Origin of the sequence: Phaeobacter sp. JH20_37, from assembly GCF_048056015.1 — a bacterium.
GTDB lineage: Bacteria > Pseudomonadota > Alphaproteobacteria > Rhodobacterales > Rhodobacteraceae > Phaeobacter > Phaeobacter bryozoorum.
This window is the reverse complement of record NZ_JAYMWW010000015.1, coordinates 247990-269255: the sequence shown is the minus strand read 5'-3', so window position 1 is coordinate 269255 and position 21266 is coordinate 247990. Positions and strand designations below refer to the sequence as shown.

The following is a 21266-nucleotide window of genomic DNA, read 5'->3' as shown; positions in this document are numbered from 1 at the left end:
ATGCGCATACACCGCGCAATGAACGCAGTGACTCATCGCGGGTATCTAGCGGGGAGAAGGGCTTTCGTCCAGCGGTCATAGGCGCGCAGATGGACGCACACGCAAGTAATTATGCGCAACTGTTGCAAACAGCCTCACATATTTGCGCGGGCACGCCGTATTTCAAGGGGAGCGCCCGCGCCAGATCTCAGCTTTCCGGTGGTCGCGTCGCCTGCATCGACGGGCGCGAATCGAATTCGGCGAACCAATCCGCCAGCGCCTCGTTCGCCTTGCGCCAGCCCATGTCCGGGTGCCGGAAATCCACATAGGACAATGCACAGGCCACAGCGATCTGCCCGATCCGCAGCGATCCTTTCAGATGCGCCATCCAGCGCGCGTTCAGCGCCGCGCAGCCGCCCAGCACCTTGCCGCTCTGCCCTTCGATCCACTCTGGCCATTGCTTGTCCGCGGGGCGCAGGCGCTTTTCATAGGACAGCAGCACTGCCGCCTCCATGATGCCATCCGCCGTGGCCTCCAGCACCCGCGTGTCCCAGCCGCCCTCATAAAGCGCCCCACCCGCACGCTCTGCCAGATAGGCGCAGATCACCCGGCTGTCATACAGCGTCGCGCCCTCCGCGCGTTCCAGCGCCGGGATCTTGGCCAGCGGGTTGGCGGCCTTCAGGTCGCTCGCCGGGGCAATCGGCGTGGTGGCCACCGGGATCAGCTCGACATCCGCCAGCTGATCCGTTTCATGCAGCACCACCATGACCTTACGCACATAGGGGGAGGTGGGCGCGTGATAGAGTTTCATTGCGGAAATCCTTCTGAACGGGGTTTGGAGACAGATCCACGACGATGATACCATGTCTTACATGGGGCGCGGCTGCGCACACTCTAGCCTGGCCTCACGGCAGGACCACCCCCTTCGGCATCTTCGGTCACGCTTCCTCTTGCCTTTGCCATATCGAGCGGCCATGTTCGCGCTGTTCTCAGGGCGGGGCGAAATTCCCCACCGGCGGTAAGCGGGCATGTCCCCGTAAGCCCGCGAGCGGTCATTTTGAGTGCCGTCACAGCTTGAACCGACAACCGGTTCCCCCTTTTCGGGCTGTGAACGCACTGGAAATGATGTCCAGCAGATCTGGTGTAACTCCAGAGCCGACGGTCATAGTCCGGATGAAAGAGAACGTGTGACAGGGCCACGGGGGACGTGTGCCCTCATCACTCGTGATCGCCTTGGGTGACGTGTCAAACCTATAGGAGATACCACAATGACACACACCCGCTTTGCCTTCATCAAGGCACATTGGCATTCCGACATCGTTGATCGCGCATTGGAGGGCTTTCAGCAGCTGATCCCGGCGGAGCAGATCGACGTGTTTGATGTGCCCGGCGCCTTTGAAATGCCGCTGCTGGCCAAGGATCTCGCCAAGACCGGAAAATACGACGCCATCGCCTGCGCCGCCTTTGTGGTGGATGGCGGCATCTACCGCCATGACTTCGTGGCACCGGCTGTGGTGGATGGCCTGATGCAGGCAGGCATGGAGACTGGCGTGCCCGTCCTGTCCGTCTCGCTGACGCCGCACCACTATCAGGAAACCGATCACCACAACGCCATCTACCGCGCCCATTTTGTCGACAAAGGACGCGAGGCCGCCAATGCTGCGCTGATGATCGTCAGAACCCGGCAGGAGGCGCTTGGCGCCTAAACGGGGTACGACGCAGCGCGGGTCGGGCCGCTACAGGCCCGGCCAAGCGATCACCCCAGATAGGCCTTCAGCGCCGGCGGCGGATTGTCCAGTAGCTCCGCCGTCGCCATCGGCGGATGCGCCACGCCATCCGCCACCAGTATCACCTGATCCGCAATCCGCCGCGCATCCGCCGGGTCATGGCTGACCATCAGAACCGTTGCCCCGGTCTCCTGAGCCAGCTCCGCCACCAGATCCAGCATCTCGGCCTTCAGCGCGGGCCCCAGCGCCGCAAACGGCTCGTCCAGCAGCAGCAGATCGCGACCCTGCACCAGCACCCGTCCCAGCGCCACCCGGCTTTGCTGGCCACCGGACAGGGCGGCGGGCTTGCGCTCTTCCATTCCGGCCAGTCCGACCCGGGCAATCGCTGCGCGCACCCTGTCCTGCTCTTCGCGGCTCAGCCGCAGGTTCGGGCGAATGCCCAGCGCGACATTCTGCGCCACGCTCAGATGCGGAAACAGATTGCCGTCCTGAAACAACATCGCAATCGGCCGTGCACCCGGTCTCACATCCGTCAAAGCACGCCCCTGCCACGATAGCCCCCCTGAGATGATCGGCACAAAACCGGCAATCGCCTCGATCAGCGTTGTCTTGCCCGCGCCGGAGGGACCGATCACCGCCACCCGCTCACCCGCCGCAACCGACAGATCCGCACGCACGATAAAGCCGCCGTTATCCATTTTGCAGTGATCAAGTTTCAGCATGACGTCGACCTCCCCGGTCGCATATGTAAAACGCCCCCATCGACAGGCATAGCAGCAACAGCGCCCCGCCCGAGGCTGCCTCCATCCGGTAAGCTCCCATCAGGCGATAGACCTGCAAGGGTAGCGTTGCGGTTTCAGAATCGGCAAACAGCGCAATGACTCCGAGATCGCCCATCGACAGCGCAGCCGCCAGTCCCGCGGCAAAGCCAAGCTGAGGACGCAGCCGTGGCAACAGCACCCGGCGCAGGAACACCCCGCCGCGCATGTCCAAAGAGAGCGACAAACGGCCATAGCGCGCCAGGATCTCGCGCACTCTGGGGATCAGAATGCGCAGCGCAAACGGCAGCGCCATCAGCGCATTGACCAATGCCGTGACCGGCAGCGCCAGCGCAAAGGGATCGGCAACCGGGTAGATCAGAATAAACAGCCCGGTGCCGATCACAAGCGGTGACACCGCCAGACCAAGCAGCCCGGCAACCTCCACCACCGCCCCCCGGCCCAGCGCCACGGCAATTGCCATCGGCAGGGCGATCAGCAGCAGAACCAGCGTACTCAGCCCGGCAATCAACGCCGACGTCGCCGCCGCCATCCAGACCGACGCCCCCATCGACAGAAGCCCCGGCAGCCCCGCGATGACGATGGCGCTCAGCGGCAACACCAGGAACAGCGCCGCCCCCGACAGATAGATCGCATCCAGCCCCCGCGCCCAGCGCCCCTCGCCATCCCAGCGCCGCACGGGCCGGTCCAGCCCGGCTCCGAATCCTTCGCCGCTGGCAACGCGAAGCGCCACCAGCGCCGCCGCCCCGGTCAGCAACAGCTGAACACCCGACAGCATCGCCGCCCGCCCCAGATCGAAGTCGAAGCGGAACGCCTGATAAATCGCCAGTTCGATGGTGGTGGCACGTGGTCCGCCTCCCAGCGTCAGCGCCACCGCAAAGCTGGACAGGCAGATCGCAAAGACCACCGCCAGCGCACCGGGCACCACCTGCCGCAGCATCGGTGCCTCCAGCAGCCGCCACATTGCCAATGGTCCGGCATTGAGCTGCGCCGCAAGGCGAAAGCGCTCCGCCGGGATTTCCTGCCAGCCTTGCAGGATCAGCCGTGTCGCCAGCGGCAGATTGAAAAACACATGAGCCAGCACAACGCCGTGCAAACCATAGATCTGCAGCGGTCCAAGCCCGAAAACCCCCAGCAGATCGCTCAACCAGCCCGACCGGCCAAACACCGCCAGAATGCCAAGGATCGCAACAATCACCGGCAGGATGAACGGCGCCCCCATCAGGGCGATCAGCAGCCGCCGCCCGCGAAACCGTCGCCGCGCCAGCGCGCGCGCCACCGGCACCGCCAGCGTCACGCTCACAACCGCCGACAGAACCGCCTGCCAGATGGTAAAGCGGATCGCGGCCCAATCGGCGACCCCAAGACCGCGCCCGACCTCGGCCCGCAGGATAACAGCTGCCAAGGCCCCAAGGATGAACGTCGCGACCAGGGCCGCGACGCCCAGACCCCAGCGGGATCTCAGCGGCTGAGCGCGGTCAGCCATTCTTCCAGCGCCGCATCACGCAGCGCCGCCGCTTCCTCTGCACCCAGCAACAGCGATTTCTCCGGCGCAACGAGGGTCTCAAACCCCTGCGGCAGGCCAGCTGTCGGCGTCACCGCCGGATACATCCAGTTGGTGGTCGGAATGATTGACTGGAACGCATCGCTGACCATGAAGGCCAGGAACTGATCCGCCAGTTCCGGCTGGTCGCTGGCCGCCAGCTTGCCGGCAACCTCAACCTGCATGTAGTGACCTTCATCGAAGACCGCCGCCGCCTTGCTGGCGTCATCCTCGGCGATCAGGTGATAGGCAGGCGAGGTGGTATAGGAGAGCACCATATCCGCCTCGCCCTCCAGGAACAGCCCATAGGCCTCCGACCAGCCCTTGGTCACGGTCAGCACATTGTCGGCCAGCCCCTCCCAGACCTCGGGGGCCTTGTCGCCATAGGCAGCCTTCACCCACATCAAGAGGCCAAGGCCGGGGGTGGAGGAACGCGGATCCTGAATCACGATCTTCAGATCGCTCTCAGCCAGCTCGGTAAAACTCTTCGGTGCCGTGGCATCCGCATTATGCACAAAGGCAAAATACCCCCAGTCATAGGGCGCAAAGGTGGTGTCTTCCCACTCGAACGGCAGTGCATAATCGGCGCTGATGCTGTGCTCGGCAAAAAGACCGGTCGCCTTCGCCGCTGCGGTCAGATTGGTGTCGAGCCCCAGCACCACATCCGCATCGGACCGCGCCCCTTCCAGCTTCACCCGTGCGAGCAGCGCCGCGCCGTCACCTGCGCCGACCAGTTTCAGGTCACAGCCGCAGGTCGCCTCAAAGGCTTTCTCCACCGCAGGCCCGGGACCCCAGTCAGAGACAAAGCTGTCGTAGGTGTAGACAATAAGTTCAGGCGTTTCGGCATAGGCTGCCGTTGCGCCCAGCAGTCCCGCTGCAAGTACAAGATGTTTCATGGCATCCTCCAATGCGGCCTCCAATGCGACGTGGGGCAAGGGTGGAGCCATTCCATACCTTCCCTCCGCCGGTTCTAGCCGGTTCAGGTTCTACGGGTGTGATCTCAGCGTCGATGACGCACCCCGAGGTGGCGCGCACCCTAGGGGCCGGACAGCTGAAAGACAAGCGATAGCGGGCCCGCACCCCTCACTAGAATGACAGCAAGGCTGACCAATTGTTTCGCACGCGAAACATTGGGGGAGTCTGGCTGTCCTTTCTGCAAGGTTAACCCACCCCATCTTCTGGCCGGAAATATCCCGGGGGAGCCGCCCTATGGACGGCGGGGGCAGCGCCCCCGCCCTGCGCTGCGAAACAGGAAACCCCTTGAGGGTGCCGCCCACCCCCGCTAAGCACTTTCGCAAAGGAGACCGCGCCCATGTCGATCAACAGCTTTGGCCATCTGTTCCGCGTCACCACCTGGGGCGAAAGCCACGGACCCGCTCTGGGTGCGACGGTTGACGGCTGCCCCCCCAATGTCCCGGTCGACGCCGGGATGCTGCAGCAGTGGCTCGACAAACGCCGCCCCGGTCAGAACAAGAACATGACCCAGCGCAACGAACCCGATGCGGTGAAAATCCTCTCCGGTGTGTTCGAGGGCAAATCGACAGGCACACCGATCCAGCTGATGATCGAAAACACCGATCAGCGCTCCAAGGACTATGGCGATATCGCCCAGACCTTCCGCCCGGGCCATGCCGACATCACCTATTTTCAGAAATACGGCAACCGCGACTATCGCGGCGGTGGCCGGTCTTCAGCCCGCGAAACGGCGGCCCGCGTGGCCGCTGGCGGTGTTGCTCGGGAGGCGATCAAATCTCTGGTGCAAGGGCTGGAGATCAAAGGCTACATGACCCGCATGGGCGAGATGGAGATCGACCGCAGCCGGTTCGACTGGGACGCCATCGACCAGAATGACTTCTGGATCCCAGATGCGGGCGCAGTGCAGGACTGGGAAGACTACCTTCAGGGGCTGCGCAAGGAACACGATTCAGTTGGCGCGGTGATTGAGGTTGTCGCCCGTGGCGTACCCGCAGGCATTGGCGCGCCGATCTATGGCAAGCTGGACACCGATCTGGCCGCCGCAATGATGTCGATCAACGCTGTCAAAGCCGTCGAGATCGGCGAAGGCATGAACGCCGCGCGTCTGAAGGGCTCGGAAAACGCCGATGAGATCTTCCTCGGCAATGATGGTCAGCCGATCTATTCGTCGAACCATTCCGGCGGCATTCTGGGCGGGATTTCCACCGGGCAGGATGTTGTCGTCCGGTTTGCGGTGAAACCCACGTCATCAATCCTGACGCCGCGCCAGTCGATCCGCAAGGATGGCAGCGCCGCCGAGGTCATCACCAAGGGCCGCCATGACCCCTGCGTCGGCATCCGTGCGGTGCCGGTGGCGGAGGCGATGATGGCCTGTGTGATCCTCGATCACCTGCTGCTGCATCGCGGTCAGGTGGGGGAAAACCAGGGCCACATCGGTGGCTGATCCTGTCTCCGTCTCGCCGCCAAGATCAGACGCGAGACGGGGGTGACGGCCAAATCAGGTGAAAAGCCCGGCAAAGCGCTCGCGCAGCGCTTTCTTCTGTACCTTGCCCATCGTGTTGCGCGGCAGCTCCTGCATCAGCGCGACATGTTTGGGCTGTTTGAACTTTGCCAGCTGCCCGGACAAAGCCGCCTGAATGGCCGCAGCATCGGTGCCTTCCTCTGTCGGAACCACCACCGCCACCACTGCCTCGCCGAAATCGGGATGCGGCACGCCGATCACCGCACTTTCCAACACCCCCGGCAGATCGTCGATCAGGGTCTCAACCTCCTTTGGGTAGACGTTGAAGCCACCGGAGATCACCAGATCCTTTTCCCGGCCGACGATGGTGACATAGCCGCTGTCGTCAATCTTCGCGAGATCGCCGGTGATGAACCAGCCATCCGGGCGCAGTTCCTCGGCGGTTTTCTCCGGCATCTGCCAGTAACCCTGGAACACATTCGGACCGCGCACTTCCAGCACGCCGATTTCGCCCTGCGGCAGCTCCTGTCCCTCCAGCATCACCCGCGCCTCCACCCCCGGCAGCGGTTGGCCGACAGTGCCTGCGATGCGTGCGCCATCATAGGGGTTTGAGGTGCTCATATTGGTTTCCGTCATCCCATAGCGTTCCAGAATGCGATGACCTGTGCGCGCCTCCCACTGTTCGTGGGTCTCCACCAGGAGCGGCGCCGAGCCGGAAATGAACAGGCGCATATTGGCCGCCAGATCCGGGGTCAGCTGCGCCTGCGCCAACAGCCGCGTATAGAAGGTCGGCACCCCCATCAGCGCGGTCGATGTCGGCAGAGCTGCAAGAATGGACTCGGCATCGAACCGGGGCAGAAACACCACCTGCGCCCCCGCCAGAAGCGCCACATTGGTCGCCACGAACAGCCCGTGCGTGTGGAATATCGGCAGCGCATGAATCAGCACATCCTCAGCGGTGAAGCGCCAGTGATCCCGCAGGGTCAGTGAATTGGAATAGAGGTTTTCATGGCTGAGCATCGCCCCCTTTGACCGGCCCGTGGTGCCGGATGTGTAGAGGATCGCCGCCAGATCCGATGGGGTCCGCGCCACCGGATCGAACCCGGCCTGCCCCGCTGCCAGCTCCACAAGGCTGCCCTGCCCCTCGCCATCCAGCGTCAGCACGGCTGCCTCTCCCGCGACCGCGCGCAAACTCTCACGCCGCGCCGGATCGCAGACAAAGACGCGCGGCGTTGCATCACCGATGAAATAGGCCACCTCCGCATCGGTATAGGCAGGGTTAAGCGGCAGAAACACCGCCCCGGCCATCACCGTGCCCAGATACAGCTCAATCGCGGCAAGGGATTTCTCCACCTGCGCCGCGACACGATCCCCCGGCTGGACTCCACGTGAAACAAGCGCCGCCGCCATACGCTCAGCCCCGGCGAAGAGATCCCCATAGCGCAGCGGATCGGCACCGGGACGGGTGGCGAATACGGCATCCTCGCGACCAAGAGAGGCGGCGCGCAGATGGTGGATCAGGGGATTTGCGTCATACATTCAGGGGCTCCTTGCGGCGGTGCGGTTGGGTTTCATGACCCTGCGCGACCTTGGACAAAGCCGGGTGGTAAAATCAACCCGTTGCACTTTTTGATCCGCAGGCGCAGGGTCTGCGCATGGTGACATCCTTAACATCGCATCAACCGGGCCGTGCCATTGCGCTGAAACTGGCGGCCATTGCCCTGTTCACCGGGCTGTCGGCGATCATCAAGGCGACATCGGATGTGGTGCCCGCGGGTGAGGCGGTGTTCTTCCGATCGTTTTTTGCCATTCCGGTGATCCTGATCTGGCTGACCCTGCGCGGCCAGCTGCCGCGTGGTTTGAAAACATCGCGGCCCGGAGGGCATTTCCTGCGTGGCATCCTGGGAACGACGGCGATGGGGATGACCTTCATGGGGCTGGGGATGCTGCCACTGCCCGAAGTCACCGCGATTGGTTATGCAACGCCGATCTTCACGCTGATTCTGGCCGCACTTCTGCTTGGGGAGCGGATCCGGCTGATCCGGATCAGCGCGGTGATCATCGGTCTGATCGGTGTTCTGGTGATGCTCTGGCCGCGACTGGGGGGCGGAGATCTGGGCGATACCGCGACCCTGGGGGCCATCCTGATCCTGATCGCGACGGTGGCGCGCGGGCTGGTACAGATCCATATCCGCCGTATGGTGATGACGGAACATACGGCCGCCATCGTGTTCTACTTCTCGCTGACCGCCTCGATCCTGTCGCTATGCACGTTGCCCTTTGGCTGGGTCTGGCCTGACCCCGTTACGCTGGCGCTGCTGATCGGCGCCGGGCTGGTTGGCGGGGTGGCGCAGATTCTGGTCACCTCCTCGTATCGGTTTGCCCCGGCGTCGATGCTGGCGCCCTACGATTATTCCTCGATGCTGTTTGCCATTCTGCTGGGCTATATCTGGTTCAATGAGCTGCCGACGCTGGTGATGCTGATCGGTGCCGGGCTGGTGATCGCGGGCAATGTGCTGGTGATCTGGCGCGAGAGCCGGCTGGGCTTGGAACGCGGCAAGGCGCGGTCGGTTACCGATCCCAAGGGTTGAGGCTGGCGGCTAGTCCGCCTCCAGACGGGCGCGCAACCCGTTGATGCGGTCCCGCAGGTCCAGCAGATCCTGCAGGTCGCCCCCCAGTTCCTTCAGGATACAGGAGGTGATCTCGCCTGCGTTCTCCGCCAGATCCCGCCCCCGCGCTGTAAGCTGCACCAGACGGCTGCGATCATCCTCGGGGTTGGCCACACGTGCCAGCAGCCCCGCAGCCTCCATCCTCTTCAACAGTGGTGTCAGCGTGTTGGTTTCCAGGTCCAGCTGCTGGCCCAACGCGCCGACGGTCTGCCCATCGGTGTGATAAAGCGAGATCAACACCAGATACTGAGGATAGGTCAGCCCCAGCGGCGCCAGCAACGGGCGATAGAGCCGGGTCAGCGCGTGGTTTGCCGAATAAATCGCAAAGCACAGGAGATCCGGCGTATCTGGTATGGGTGATGTTGGCGTATCGGTCATGGGTACAATTTAAATCGTGCACGATCCTTCTTCAAGGACTTGACCTTTGCGCCGGAGGACCCATTTATATCGCACACGATGTAATTTACTTCGACAGTGATACAGGAAAGGATCCCATCATGAGTGTTTCTCCCGTCTACACAGCCGCAGCAACCGCAACCGGTGGCCGCGATGGCAAAGCCAGCATCCACGACAGCGACCTCAGCTTTGATCTGGATCCGCCCAAGGAAATGGGTGGCGGCGGCAAGGGCAGCAACCCCGAGCAGCTGTTCGCTGCCGGCTATGCGGCCTGCTACATCGGCGCGATGAAATTCGCGACCACTCAGGACGACAGCCTCGCCAAGGTACCGAATGACGTGTCGGTCCACGCCGAGGTCGGCATTGGCCCGCGCGACGAAGGCGGCTTTGGTCTCACCGTCGCACTGAAGGTGGCTCTGCCCGGCCTCTCCCCCGAGGAGGCAAAGGCGGTGACCGAGGCAGGCCACAAGATCTGCCCCTACTCCAACGCGGTGCGCGGCAATGTAACCGTCACCACCGAGCTGGTCTGATCCCGGCACCATGCCCACGGCCCCCAAAGGGGGCTGATACGGAAAAAGCGCGGGGTTTTCCCCGCGCTTTTGCATTTTAACAGCGATCTGGCGTTCCGGGCGCAGGGTCAGCTGCGCACCAGCTCCTCATAGGCTTTGGCGATCTCACGTGTCATCTCGCCCACCTCGAAGCTGTGCGGACCGATCTGGCCAACCGGGGTGACTTCGGCGGCGGTGCCGGTCAGCCAGCACTGTTCGAACCCGTCCAGTTCCTCCGGCATGATGTGGCGCTCATGCACGGTGATACCGCGATCCTTCAGCATACCGATTACGGTCTGTCGGGTGATGCCGTTCAGGAAACAGTCAGGTTTCGGCGTATGCACTTCGCCATCCTTCACGAAGAAGATATTGGCGCCGGTCGCCTCCGCCACATAGCCACGGTAATCCATGAACAACGCATCCGAGCAGCCCTTGGCCTCGGCCTTGTGCTTGGAGATGGTGCAGATCATGTAGAGACCTGCCGCCTTGGCGTGGACCGGGATGGTTTCCGGGCTTGGTCGTTTCCATTCCGCGATATCCAGTTTGGCGCCCTGCATCTTGGCATCGCCATAATAGGCGCCCCAGCCCCAGACCGCGATGGCCATGCGCACCGGGTTCTTCGCCGAAGCGACACCCATGTCTTCGCCCGAGCCGCGCCAGACAACGGCCCGCACATAGGCATCCTGCAATCCGCTGGCTTTCAGGGTTTCCTGCTTCGCGGCTTCGATCTGATCCACGGTATAGGGCATCGGCATATCCAGCGCTTCTGCGCTGGCGACCAGACGCTCCGAATGCTCGCGGCTCTTGAAGATCTTGCCATTATAGGCGCGCTCACCCTCGAAGACGGAGGAGGCATAATGCATCGCGTGGCTGAGGATATGGACCTTGGCATCGCGCCAGTCGACCATTTCCCCGTCCATCCAGATCAAACCGTCCCGATCATCATAACCCGCCATGGCGCACCTCCTAATGCCTCGCCCAATTTCCAGAAGTTGCGCATTATATGACCGGTTCGGACATAATGTTGCGCTAAACCTGCGATTCGATACATCTTCAGACTTGGAATGTCAACAACGCTGACTTAAAATGGCCTCAACACAACAGGGGAGAGACCCATGGCAGAAGGGCGACCGGGGCAGGGATTTGGCGGCGAAAGCCTGCTGTTTCTGACGGATGAGCAGTTGCGGCAGGGCATTGAGGCGATGTTCTTTGCCTATCGCGGATTTACCGCAGACCCGGATCGTATTCTGGCTGAGATGGCCTATGGTCGGGCACATCACCGGGCGATCCATTTTATCAATCGAGCACCGGGCACGACGGTCAATAATCTGCTGAGCATTCTGGGGGTGACCAAACAGTCGCTGAACCGGGTGCTGCGGGCCCTGATCGGTGATGGTCTGGTGGAAAGCCGGGTCGGGGTCACCGACAAGCGCGAGCGGCATCTGTTTCTGACCGACAAGGGGCGTGCGCTGGAGGCCAAGCTTTCGGATGCGCAGCGCGCCCGGATGCGCACCGCCTACAAGGATGCCGGCCCGGAAGCGGTGCAGGGCTTCAAGCGCGTGCTGGAAGCGATGATGGACGCCGACATGCGGCGCGCCTATGCCAAGCTGCGGGAGAGTGGCACATGACCCGGTTCGATTCCCATCTGCTGATTGTCGATGATGATGAGCGCATTCGCGGCCTGCTGAAGAAGTTCCTGATGCGCGCCGGGTTTCTGGTCACCGCCGCCCGCGATGCCGCTCATGCGCGGCGGGTATTGTCGGGGCTGGATTTCGACCTGATCGTCTTGGATGTGATGATGCCGGGTGAGGATGGGGTCTCGCTCACCCGGTCGCTGCGCGAAACCCTGAGCACCCCGATCCTGCTGCTGACCGCCAAGGGCGAAACGGATGACCGGATCGAGGGGCTGGAAGCTGGCGCGGATGACTATCTGTCCAAACCGTTCGAGCCAAAAGAACTGTTGTTGCGGATCAATGCAATCCTGCGGCGGATGCCTGAGCCCACGGCCCAGGATGCCGCGCCCAAAGTGCTGCATCTGGGACCGATCCGCTATGATATTGAGCGCGGCGAGATGTGGCAGGGTGAGGAGTTGATCCGACTGACCGGCACCGAAAACCAGCTGATGAAGATCTTCTCCGCCTGTCCGGGCGAGCCGGTGAGCCGCACCAAACTGGTCGAGGATCTGGGCCGCGACCGTGGTCAGGCGCAGGAACGCGCCGTGGATGTGCAGATCACCCGGCTGCGGCGCAAGATCGAGCCCAACCCGAAGCAGCCGCAATATCTGCAGACGGTGCGCGGCGCAGGATATATGCTGGCACCGGATTAGGCCCAGAGTTCCGGAGCCGCTGCGCGGCGATTTCATGCCTCCGGCGGGGATATTTCCGGCCAGAAGAAAAGGACGCGCCATGGCGACCGCTTTGTTAACCCACGCAGATTGCCTGCTGCATGTGACGCCCGAGGGCCATCCCGAGAGGGTGGCGAGGCTGGAGCATGTGCTGCATGCGCTGGCGGGGCTGGACCTGCACAGGGTCACCGCGCCAATGGCGGCGGAAGACGATATCCTGCGCATTCACCCAAAGAGCTATCTGGAGGAGCTGCGCCGCAGCCTGCCGCAGGAGGGGTTTGGTCGCATTGATGGCGATACATTCCTGTCGCCCGGATCGCTGGATGCGGCGTTTCGCGCGGCGGGGGCAGCTGTACGCGCGGTCGATATGGTCCTGACGGGCGAGGTTCAGAACGCCTTTGCCGCGGTGCGCCCGCCCGGCCACCATGCCGAGACAGAGACCGCGATGGGGTTCTGCTTCTTTGGCAATGCCGCACTGGCGGCCAAACATGCGCTGGATCACCATGGGCTGGCGCGTGTGGCGGTGGTGGATTTCGACGTGCATCACGGCAATGGCACGCAGGATTTGTTGTGGGACGAGCCGCGGGCGCTGTTCATCTCAAGCCAGCAGATGCCGCTCTGGCCGGGATCCGGTCGCCCCGAGGAAGACGGCGCGCACGGCCAGATCCTGAACCTGCCGCTGCCACCCGGATCAGGGGGCGTGCACATGAGGTCGGCCTATGTCGATCAGGTGTTTCCGCGGCTGCGGACCTTCAAGCCGGAGCTGATCGTCATCTCCGCCGGCTTTGACGCGCATCAGGATGATCCGCTGGCCGAACTCAATTGGAGCACCGAGGATTTCCGCTGGCTCAGCCGCGAACTCTGCACGCTGGCGGCGGAGATCTGCGTGGGGCGTATCGTCTCGACTTTGGAAGGTGGATATGATCTGAACGCGCTGGCCGCAGCGGCCAAAGCCCATGTGGAAGAATTGATAGAGGCAGGCAGATGACCGACACCACCAGTCCAGAAACACCCGTTGACGAGCTGAGTTTTGAGCAGGCGATGCGCGCGCTTGAAACCGTGGTGGATCAGCTGGAGCGCGGCGATGTGGCGCTGGATGCGTCCATTGCGCTTTATGAGCGCGGTGCCGCGCTGAAGAAGCGCTGCGAGGACGAGCTGAAGCGGGCCGAGGAAAAGGTGGCGGCAATCACGCTAGATGCCGCAGGCACGCCGACCGGGACCCAGCCGCTGGATGCCGGCTGAGTCATGAGCGCCGCCGCAGACACGCAGAGCCGGCCCTTTGCTCAGGCGCTGAAAGAAGCCCAGACCCGGATCACCGCCCATATGGAGGCCCGGCTGGGCGGCAATGATCCGCTGCATGCGGCCATGCGCTATGCCATCACCGGCGGCAAGATGCTGCGCGGGTTTCTGGTTCTGGAAAGCGCGCGCCTGCATGGGGTTGCCGAACAGGCCGCGCTTGAAGCGGCGCTGGCGATCGAATGTATTCACGCCTATTCGCTGGTGCATGACGATCTGCCCTGCATGGATGACGATGATCTGCGCCGGGGCCAGCCCACCGTTCACAGGAAATGGGATGAGGCGATGGCGGTTCTGGCCGGGGACAGTTTACAGACATTTGCGTTTGAGCTGCTTGCCGATCCCAAGATCGGACCCCATGCGCTGACCCTGATCCGCGGGCTGGCGCAATCCTCCGGCAAGGATGGTATGGTCTCCGGTCAGATGCTGGATATCGCTGCTGAAACCGCTGCGCGGCCGCTGGATCTGGATCAGATCACCCAGTTGCAGAACCGCAAGACCGGCTGCCTGATTGCCTGGTCCGCGACCGCTGGCGCGGTCATGGCCGGGGCGGATGACAGCCCGCTGCGACGCTATGCCGATGCGCTTGGCCTTGCTTTTCAGATTGCCGATGACATTTTGGATGTGGAAGGCGATGCTGCCAAGGTGGGCAAGGCCGTGCGCAAGGATGCGGAAGCGGGCAAGGCCACGTTTGTGTCTCTTCTGGGGCTGGACGCGGCGAAGGATCGCGCCAGAACCCTGATGGAACAGGCCTGTGAGGCGCTGACCCCCTATGGTCATGCCGCCGAAACCTTGAAGGAAACCGCGCGCTTCGTTATCTCGCGCGATAGCTGAGCCGCAAGAGACCGCGCCTCGTCAGAGCCAAACGCCCGCCAAACGCTCAAGGAGCTGCCATGTCAGACCGGCCCCAGACCCCTCTTCTGGATCAGATCACCCGCCCGGCGGATCTGAAATCCTTGAGCGATGCACAGCTGACGCAGGTCGCACAGGAACTGCGACAGGAAACCATTTCCGCCGTTTCCGTCACCGGTGGCCATCTGGGCGCAGGTCTGGGTGTTGTCGAGCTGACCACCGCGCTTCATGCGGTGTTTGACACGCCCCGCGACAAGATCATCTGGGACGTCTCGCACCAGTGCTATCCGCATAAAATCCTGACTGGTCGCCGCGACCGCATTCGCACATTGCGGATGAAGGACGGGCTGAGCGGTTTCACCAAACGTTCGGAATCGCCCTTTGATCCCTTTGGCGCGGCCCATAGCTCCACCTCGATCAGCGCCGCGCTTGGTTTTGCCGTGGCACGGGATCTGGGCGGTGTCATTCCCGAAGGCAGCGGCGATGCAATTGCCGTCATCGGCGATGGGTCGATGTCGGCCGGCATGGCGTTTGAGGCGATGAACAACGCAGGCCATCTGGGCAAGCGGCTGATTGTCATTCTGAACGACAATGAAATGTCGATTGCGCCGCCGGTTGGCGCGCTGTCGTCCTATCTGTCGCGCCTATATGCCGAAGAACCCTTTCAGGAACTGAAAGCGGTGGCAAAGGGGGCCGCATCCCTGCTGCCCGAACCCTTCCGCGAGGGCGCCAAGCGCGCCAAGGATATGCTGAAGGGCATGGCGGTGGGCGGCACCTTGTTTGAAAGCCTGGGCTTTTCTTACCTTGGGCCGATTGATGGTCACGATATGGACCAGCTGTTGCCGGTCCTGCGCACCGTGAAGGCGCGCGCCACCGGTCCGATCCTGATCCATGTGCTGACGAAGAAGGGCAAAGGTTATGCCCCGGCGGAACGCGCCCGCGACAAGGGCCACGCCACCGCAAAATTCGACATGGTGACCGGCGAACAGAAGAAAGCGCCCTCCAACGCGCCCTCCTATACCTCGGTCTTTGGCAAGGAGCTGGTGCGGCTGGCGGCTGAGGATGACAAGATCTGCGCCGTCACGGCGGCGATGCCCGATGGCACCGGATTGAGCCTGATGGCCGAACGCTACCCTTCGCGCTGCTTTGACGTCGGCATAGCCGAGCAGCACGGCGTGACCTTTGCCGCCGCGCTGGCCGCCGGCGGGATGAAGCCCTTCTGCGCGATGTATTCCACGTTTTTGCAGCGCGGTTATGATCAGGTGGTGCATGACGTGGCGATCCAGCGCCTGCCCGTACGCTTTGCCATCGACCGCGCCGGTCTGGTCGGTGCGGACGGGGCGACCCATGCGGGCAGTTTCGACATTGCCTATATGGCCAACCTGCCGGGCATGGTGGTGATGGCCGCCGCTGATGAGGCCGAGCTGGCCCATATGACAGCCACCGCTGCCGCCTATGATGACGGCCCGATTGCCTTCCGCTACCCCCGCGGTGAGGGCGAAGGTGTTGATATGCCCGAGGTGCCGGAGGTGCTGGAGATCGGCAAGGGCCGGATGATCCAAGCGGGCAAACGCGTGGCGATCCTGTCCTTTGGCACCCGGCTGGGTGAGGTGAAAAAGGCCGCCGAGGCGCTTGCCGCCAGAGGCATCACCCCGACAATTGCGGATGCACGTTTTGCCAAGCCGCTGGACCGCGACATGATCCTGCAGCTGGCCGCTGATCACGAGGCGCTGATCACCATCGAAGAAGGCGCAGTGGGCGGTTTCGGCTCCCATGTGGCGCAGCTTCTGGCCGAGGAAGGCGTCTTTGACAGCGGGCTGAAGTTCCGTTCCATGGTGTTGCCCGACACCTTCATCGACCAGGCCAGCCCCGCGGATATGTATGAGGTGGCGGCGATGAACGCACCGCAGATCGAGGCCAAGGTGCTGGAGGTTCTGGGTGTGGCAACGATCGGCGAGAAGCGGGCCTAAACCCCCGTCGTTTCCTGCGGCGGGACGAAGGTCTCGAGGTCCTCGGCGGCGCGGACCGCGCGCAGGCCCTCTCGATAGGTGGGGTAAAGCAGCTCCACCCCCAGATCATCCTTGATACGCTGGTTTCTGACGCGCTTGTTCTCGCCATAGAAACTGCGCGCCATCGGGGTCATACCGGCCTCATCGAAGGGGACTTCGGCAGGGATCGGCAGGCCCAGCAACTCGGCGGCAAAGCCCAGCACATCCTGTGGCGGGGCCGGATCATCATCACAGAGGTTGTAGATCGCACCGGGATCAGGCTGTGCGATGGAAGCGGCGATAACCTGTGCGATATCGTCCACATGGATGCGCGAGAACACCTGACCGGGTTTCACGATACGGCGTGCCTTTCCGGCCATCAGCTTGGCAAAGGGGCCGCGTCCGGGGCCGTAGATCCCAGCGAGGCGAAAGATATGAAGCGGCAGATCGGGGATGGCCTGCCAGCCTGTCTCAGCCGCGGCACGCCAGCGGCCACGCTGGCTGGAAGGGGTGACGGCTGTGTCCTCATCCACCCAGGCGCCATCATGGTCGCCATAGACAGCAGTGGTGGAGAGATACCCCACCCATTCCAGGGTATCGCCCTGCGCCGCCTCTGCCAGAGCACCGGCCAGTTCGTTCAGCACAGGATCGCCGTCAGTGGTCGGCCCGATGGACGACAGGATATGCGTCACCCCATCCAGCGAGAGGGGGGCACCGGGCCAGGTGATCAGTTCAACGCCTGCAAGAGGTTCCGCATCCTCGGCGGATCGGGTGGTGCCTATGACCCGCCAACCGGCCCGAAGCAGCTGCGGGACCAATGCGCGGGCGGAATAGCCAAGGCCAAGACAGAGAAGCGTTTTTGTCATGTGCCATAGATGCGCGCGAGCCTGTGCGGGTGCAAGACTTGATTCAAGCGTCAAAACCGCATTTCCTGTGGCCATGGCGCAAAAACAGATCACGCTGGCCGCCGCCTACGGGCTGGAGACGCCGCAGCACTCCCGGCAGCTCTATGCCGATTGGGCCGAGAGCTACGACAGCAGCTTTGCCGCAGGATCGGATTACATCCTGCCGGATCAGGTGGCCCGCCTGTTCGCTGCGGCCGACGGGCGCGGCCCTGTTCTGGATGTCGGCGCAGGAACCGGGCTCTGCGGCGTCGCGCTGGAGCGGCAGGGCATTGCTCCGATAGATGCGACCGATATCAGCCCTGAAATGCTGGCACAGGCACTGCGCAAGGATGTCTACCGCGATATCATCGAAGCGGATCTGACCACCGGCGTCCCGGTGCCACGCGGCACATATGCCGGTGTCGTCTCCTCTGGAACCTTCACCCACGGCCATGTCGGACCAGAGGTTCTGCCGGGTATCCTGCGCCTTGCTCGACCGAGGTCGGTGTTTGCGCTTGCCATCAATGCCCGATTTTCCGCCCGCTGCGGCTTTGCTGCGGCTCTCGAACGTCTTGAGAAGGGCGGCTGGATCCGTGGGCTGACCCTGCCGGAGGTGGCCATTTACGGTCCCAAAGCCACCGGCGCCCACAGCACGGACAAGGCGCTGATTGCGGTGTTTACCAAGGTCTAGGAGCAGCCTGCATTGTGCAGCGCATCTCTCTCAAAGCGCAGCGCTGAGGCTATGCAGGCTCCGATGCGACACAGCTATGCTGACGTTCGCTGTGGGCCGGGGGCCACACTTAATAGCGCCCACCGGGTCTAGGCTGCGCTAAGGTTAATCGCAGGACAACAGCGGGGTCATCTGCCGCATCGGCGCCTTATCTGCCCTTCCACACCGGATCGCGTTTCTCAGAAAAGGCGCGCGCGCCCTCCATCTGGTCCTCGCTGTCATAGAGAATATCAACGCTGCGCAGCTGGCGTTTGGTGATCCGGTTCATCGCATCCTGAAACTTCGCATCCTCGGCGTCGCGGACAATCTCCTTGATCGCGGCATAGACCAATGGCGGGCCGGAGGCGAGCAGCCGCGCCAGCTCCCAGGCCCGATCCATCAGCTGATCTGAAGTCAGGATTTCGTTCACCAGCCCCCAGCGGTGCGCCTCCTCGGCGTCAAACCAGCGTCCGGTCAGCAGGAGTTCCATGGCAATGTGATAGGGAATGCGCTTAGGCAATTTGATTGATGCGGCATCGGCCACCGTGCCCGACCGGATCTCTGGCAGGGCAAATGTCGCGTGATCTGCGGCCAGAATCATATCCGCCGACAGCGCCAATTCCAGACCACCGCCACAGGCGATGCCATTGACCGCCGCAATCACCGGCTTGTTCATATCGCGCAGCTCCTGCAGGCCTCCAAAGCCGCCGACACCATAGTCGCCATCCACCGCATCTCCGTCGGCGGCGGCCTTCAGATCCCAGCCGGGGCAGAAGAATTTCTCGCCTCCCCCGGTCACAATTGCCACGCGCAGGTCGGGGTCATCGCGAAAATCCCGAAACACCTCGCCCATGGCCACGCTGGTTTTCAGATCAATGGCGTTGGCCTTTGGACGGTCCAGCGTGATCTCAAGAATGGCGCCATCGCGGCGGGTCCGAATGGGGGTGTCAGTCATCGGTGGTTTCCCTCTCTCGCAGCAGTGCATCCGCTGCTATGGCATCGCTGGTCGTACAGATCAGCGGATTGATTTCAAGTTCTTCCAGCCTGTCCAGATGGGCAAGCACATAGCCTTCAACCGCGCGGATCGCGCGCAGAATTGCGGCACGATCCGCCGCAGGGCCGCCGCGATACCCGTTAAGCAGCGGGGCAATGCGCAGCTGATCCAGCGCCTCTTCCAGCATGTCCTCATGCACCGGCAGCAACAGCGACAGGCTGTCCTGCAACACTTCGCTCAGCACCCCACCGGCACCCAGCGTCAGCACGAACCCATGGGCGGGATCCCTGATGACGCCCACCAGCAGCTCGGCCACGGTCCCGGTGATCATCTCCTCCAGCAGCAATTGTTCCGCGCCAATCTCCTGCGCCGCCTCCATGACCGCCTCAGGCGAGTGGAGGTTCAACCGCACTGCCCCGGCCTCGCTCTTATGCGCGAAACCTTCTCCCTTCAGCACCAGCGGAAACCCCACCCCAGACACGATGTCATGCAGGCTCTCTGCCAGCGCATCACGGCTTAGCCTGTGGCTTCGGGGAACCCGCAGACCGGCCGCCGCAAGACGCTGTTTCGCGAGGCCTTCGGGGATCAAACTGGCGTCGCCATCCCCTGAGTCCGGACCTGGAAGGGCCAGGGGCAAATCAGATGGCACCGCGATACGACTGGCCGCCGCCGCCGCGCCCATGGCCTCTCGCAGGCCGCAGAGTGGCACCACGCCCGCCGCCAGAAGCCGCTGCGCGGTCTCTTCGGGCATCAGTTCCGGCAAACTGGCGACCATGGCCATTGGCGCACCGGTTTGCGCCCGCGTTGCTATTGCGGCCTCAACCGTGCAGGCCCAGTCTTCGGCCGAACACCGGTCTGCTCGTGGGAAATCCACGATGAGCATCACCATATCCAGATCAGGATGCACCATGGCGCTGAACGCACGTGTCATCGCAGGCACATCGCGCCAGATATAGGTATGGTAGTCCAGAGGATTGGCCAGCGCGACCATCGGGCCTAGGGCTGCGCGCAGCGCCTGATGCTGGCCGTCGGACAACGGCGGAAAGACCACAGACTGCGCCTGCCCGAGATCGGCAGCAAGGCTCGCTTCCCCCCCGGAGCAGCTGATCGTCGCAACCCGGCATCCGGCACGCGGGCCAAGCACATGCAGAACCTTCAGCGTTTCCAGAAATACCGGCAAATCATCCACCCGTGCCACACCACAGCGCCGCAACAGCGCATCGGCACCGGCCTCCTGACCGGCAAGCGACGCCGTATGGGACAGCGTCGCCGCCTGCGCCTGATCCGAGCGTCCGACCTTCAGCGCCACGATCGGTTTTCCACAGGCGGCCGTCTGATGCGCCAGCAATTCAAAGGCACGCAAGTCGCGGACACCTTCGATATGCAGGCCAATGGCGGTTACGCGCGGATCCTCCAGCAGGCCGCGCGCGATCTGTGCGATATCGCATTGCGCCTGATTGCCAACGGTAACCACATAAGCAATCGGCAGCCCACGCGCCTGCATGGTCAGATTGATCGCGATATTGGAGCTCTGGGTGAGGATTGCCACGCCGCGCTCCACCGGCACGCCACCGTGCTGATCCGGCCATAGCAATACCTGATCCAGATAGTTGATGAACCCATAGCAGTTAGGGCCGAGGATGGGCATCTCTCCCGCCGCTTGCAAAAGATGGTTCTGCAGGTCGGCCCCATCACCGGCCTCCCTCTGGGCCTCGCGAAAACCGGAGGCAAAACAGACCGCCCCCCCAGCCCCCCGGCGAGAGAGCGCCGCCACCGCTTCGACGGTGGCGTGTCTGTTGACGCCGATAAAGCTGGCATCGGGCGCGGCGGGCAGATCATCCACCGATGCAAACGCCGTCAAGCCGCAGACCTCCGCAGCCTTCGGATGCACCGGCCAGATCTGACCGGAAAACCCGATCTTCTGCAATTGTTCGATCACCTGACGGCACCAGGCACCGCCACCGATCACCGCGATGGAAGAGGGCCGAAACAAAGTGCTGAAGTCATGTATCATTGCCACGGCTCCCGCCTGAACAGAGGCCCCGATGCCTTCGGCGAGGATATTTGGAGCCAGAAGATGGGTAGGGTTTCATTAACCAGACTCGACGAGCCTCGACAGGC

The 21266-nt window shown here is 63.0% G+C and carries 21 protein-coding genes and 2 riboswitches; of the genes, 11 read left to right on the top strand and 10 right to left on the bottom strand.

Annotation, left to right across the window (positions count from 1 at the left end; all coding sequences use genetic code 11):
• Positions 1 to 187 precede the first annotated feature (187 nt).
• Positions 188 to 790 (bottom strand): glutathione S-transferase, encoded by a 603-nt coding sequence (locus VWZ87_RS14305; protein ID WP_416534415.1) that lies wholly within the window; start codon positions 788 to 790, stop codon positions 188 to 190.
• A gap of 170 nt (positions 791 to 960) precedes the next feature.
• Positions 961 to 1168, top strand: a riboswitch (FMN riboswitch).
• Between the two features lie 79 nt (positions 1169 to 1247).
• On the opposite strand from VWZ87_RS14305, the gene VWZ87_RS14300 reads away from it, so the two are divergent.
• Positions 1248 to 1685 (top strand): 6,7-dimethyl-8-ribityllumazine synthase, encoded by a 438-nt coding sequence (locus tag VWZ87_RS14300; RefSeq protein ID WP_416534414.1) that lies wholly within the window; start codon positions 1248 to 1250, stop codon positions 1683 to 1685.
• Between the two features lie 50 nt (positions 1686 to 1735).
• On the opposite strand, the gene VWZ87_RS14295 is transcribed toward VWZ87_RS14300, so the two are convergent.
• From VWZ87_RS14295 to thiB, 3 genes are read right to left on the bottom strand one after another with little or no spacing between them, the layout of a single operon-like run.
• Positions 1736 to 2428, bottom strand: coding sequence for an ATP-binding cassette domain-containing protein (locus VWZ87_RS14295; RefSeq protein WP_416534413.1), 693 nt, complete (start codon positions 2426 to 2428; stop codon positions 1736 to 1738).
• Positions 2415 to 3971: a thiamine/thiamine pyrophosphate ABC transporter permease ThiP gene (locus VWZ87_RS14290; protein ID WP_416534412.1), complete on the bottom strand. Its 1557-nt coding sequence runs from the start codon at positions 3969 to 3971 to the stop codon at positions 2415 to 2417. Before VWZ87_RS14290 ends, VWZ87_RS14295 begins: the two co-directional genes overlap by 14 nt.
• Positions 3947 to 4924: a thiamine ABC transporter substrate binding subunit gene (thiB, locus tag VWZ87_RS14285; RefSeq protein WP_416534411.1), complete on the bottom strand. Its 978-nt coding sequence runs from the start codon at positions 4922 to 4924 to the stop codon at positions 3947 to 3949. The genes VWZ87_RS14290 and thiB overlap by 25 nt, the downstream gene beginning before the upstream one ends.
• Positions 4925 to 4967: 43 nt before the next feature.
• Positions 4968 to 5060, bottom strand: a riboswitch (TPP riboswitch).
• A gap of 280 nt (positions 5061 to 5340) precedes the next feature.
• Between thiB and aroC the strand changes: the two genes are divergently transcribed.
• Entirely contained in the window at positions 5341 to 6447 is a 1107-nt protein-coding gene (gene aroC / locus VWZ87_RS14280) for a chorismate synthase (protein WP_416534410.1), read from the top strand.
• 54 nt (positions 6448 to 6501) lie between these two features.
• On the opposite strand, the gene VWZ87_RS14275 is transcribed toward aroC, so the two are convergent.
• Positions 6502 to 8004: a malonate--CoA ligase gene (locus VWZ87_RS14275; RefSeq protein ID WP_416534409.1), complete on the bottom strand. Its 1503-nt coding sequence runs from the start codon at positions 8002 to 8004 to the stop codon at positions 6502 to 6504.
• 116 nt (positions 8005 to 8120) lie between these two features.
• On the opposite strand from VWZ87_RS14275, the gene VWZ87_RS14270 reads away from it, so the two are divergent.
• Entirely contained in the window at positions 8121 to 9056 is a 936-nt protein-coding gene (locus VWZ87_RS14270; protein ID WP_340547011.1) for a DMT family transporter, read from the top strand.
• Positions 9057 to 9065: 9 nt separating this feature from the next.
• Here the strand turns inward: VWZ87_RS14270 and VWZ87_RS14265 are convergent, their stop codons facing one another.
• Complete coding sequence (locus VWZ87_RS14265; protein WP_416534408.1) at positions 9066 to 9512, bottom strand: MarR family winged helix-turn-helix transcriptional regulator; 447 nt, start codon at positions 9510 to 9512, stop codon at positions 9066 to 9068.
• A 119-nt stretch (positions 9513 to 9631) separates the two neighbouring features.
• On the opposite strand from VWZ87_RS14265, the gene VWZ87_RS14260 reads away from it, so the two are divergent.
• Positions 9632 to 10060: an organic hydroperoxide resistance protein gene (locus VWZ87_RS14260; RefSeq protein WP_340547013.1), complete on the top strand. Its 429-nt coding sequence runs from the start codon at positions 9632 to 9634 to the stop codon at positions 10058 to 10060.
• Between the two features lie 107 nt (positions 10061 to 10167).
• On the opposite strand, the gene VWZ87_RS14255 is transcribed toward VWZ87_RS14260, so the two are convergent.
• Positions 10168 to 11034 carry a branched-chain amino acid aminotransferase gene (locus tag VWZ87_RS14255; protein WP_260102748.1) on the bottom strand — a complete coding sequence of 289 codons (867 nt, stop codon included), beginning with the start codon at positions 11032 to 11034 and terminating at the stop codon, positions 10168 to 10170.
• A 159-nt stretch (positions 11035 to 11193) separates the two neighbouring features.
• Here VWZ87_RS14255 and VWZ87_RS14250 point away from each other — a divergent pair, with 159 nt between their 5' ends.
• The 6 genes from VWZ87_RS14250 to dxs all read left to right on the top strand — a co-directional run bounded on the left by VWZ87_RS14250 (position 11194) and on the right by dxs (position 16540).
• Positions 11194 to 11706 (top strand): MarR family winged helix-turn-helix transcriptional regulator, encoded by a 513-nt coding sequence (locus VWZ87_RS14250; protein ID WP_260102749.1) that lies wholly within the window; start codon positions 11194 to 11196, stop codon positions 11704 to 11706.
• Complete coding sequence (locus VWZ87_RS14245) at positions 11703 to 12404, top strand: response regulator (RefSeq protein WP_260102750.1); 702 nt, start codon at positions 11703 to 11705, stop codon at positions 12402 to 12404. Before VWZ87_RS14250 ends, VWZ87_RS14245 begins: the two co-directional genes overlap by 4 nt.
• A gap of 79 nt (positions 12405 to 12483) precedes the next feature.
• Positions 12484 to 13410: a histone deacetylase family protein gene (locus tag VWZ87_RS14240; protein WP_416534407.1), complete on the top strand. Its 927-nt coding sequence runs from the start codon at positions 12484 to 12486 to the stop codon at positions 13408 to 13410.
• Positions 13407 to 13664 (top strand): exodeoxyribonuclease VII small subunit, encoded by a 258-nt coding sequence (locus VWZ87_RS14235; RefSeq protein ID WP_061050169.1) that lies wholly within the window; start codon positions 13407 to 13409, stop codon positions 13662 to 13664. The genes VWZ87_RS14240 and VWZ87_RS14235 overlap by 4 nt, the downstream gene beginning before the upstream one ends.
• A 3-nt stretch (positions 13665 to 13667) precedes the next feature.
• Positions 13668 to 14552, top strand: a complete 885-nt coding sequence (locus VWZ87_RS14230) for a polyprenyl synthetase family protein (protein ID WP_340547015.1) — start codon at positions 13668 to 13670, stop codon at positions 14550 to 14552.
• Positions 14553 to 14611: 59 nt separating this feature from the next.
• Entirely contained in the window at positions 14612 to 16540 is a 1929-nt protein-coding gene (gene dxs / locus VWZ87_RS14225) for a 1-deoxy-D-xylulose-5-phosphate synthase (protein ID WP_340547016.1), read from the top strand.
• Here the strand turns inward: dxs and VWZ87_RS14220 are convergent.
• Positions 16537 to 17424: an SDR family oxidoreductase gene (locus VWZ87_RS14220; protein WP_416534406.1), complete on the bottom strand. Its 888-nt coding sequence runs from the start codon at positions 17422 to 17424 to the stop codon at positions 16537 to 16539. The two genes, dxs and VWZ87_RS14220, sit on opposite strands and share 4 nt — an antisense overlap.
• Before the next feature lie 73 nt (positions 17425 to 17497).
• Here VWZ87_RS14220 and VWZ87_RS14215 point away from each other — a divergent pair, with 73 nt between their 5' ends.
• Positions 17498 to 18133, top strand: coding sequence for a class I SAM-dependent DNA methyltransferase (locus VWZ87_RS14215; RefSeq protein ID WP_416534405.1), 636 nt, complete (start codon positions 17498 to 17500; stop codon positions 18131 to 18133).
• A 187-nt stretch (positions 18134 to 18320) separates the two neighbouring features.
• Here VWZ87_RS14215 and VWZ87_RS14210 read toward each other — a convergent pair whose 3' ends face one another.
• Both VWZ87_RS14210 and VWZ87_RS14205 read right to left on the bottom strand, forming a co-directional pair.
• The gene (locus tag VWZ87_RS14210) at positions 18321 to 19106 is read right to left on the bottom strand and encodes a carnitinyl-CoA dehydratase (protein WP_416534404.1); all 786 of its coding nucleotides are present in this window, start codon (positions 19104 to 19106) and stop codon (positions 18321 to 18323) included.
• Positions 19099 to 21159: an acetate--CoA ligase family protein gene (locus tag VWZ87_RS14205; protein WP_416534403.1), complete on the bottom strand. Its 2061-nt coding sequence runs from the start codon at positions 21157 to 21159 to the stop codon at positions 19099 to 19101. The genes VWZ87_RS14210 and VWZ87_RS14205 overlap by 8 nt, the downstream gene beginning before the upstream one ends.
• Positions 21160 to 21266: the final 107 nt, after the last annotated feature.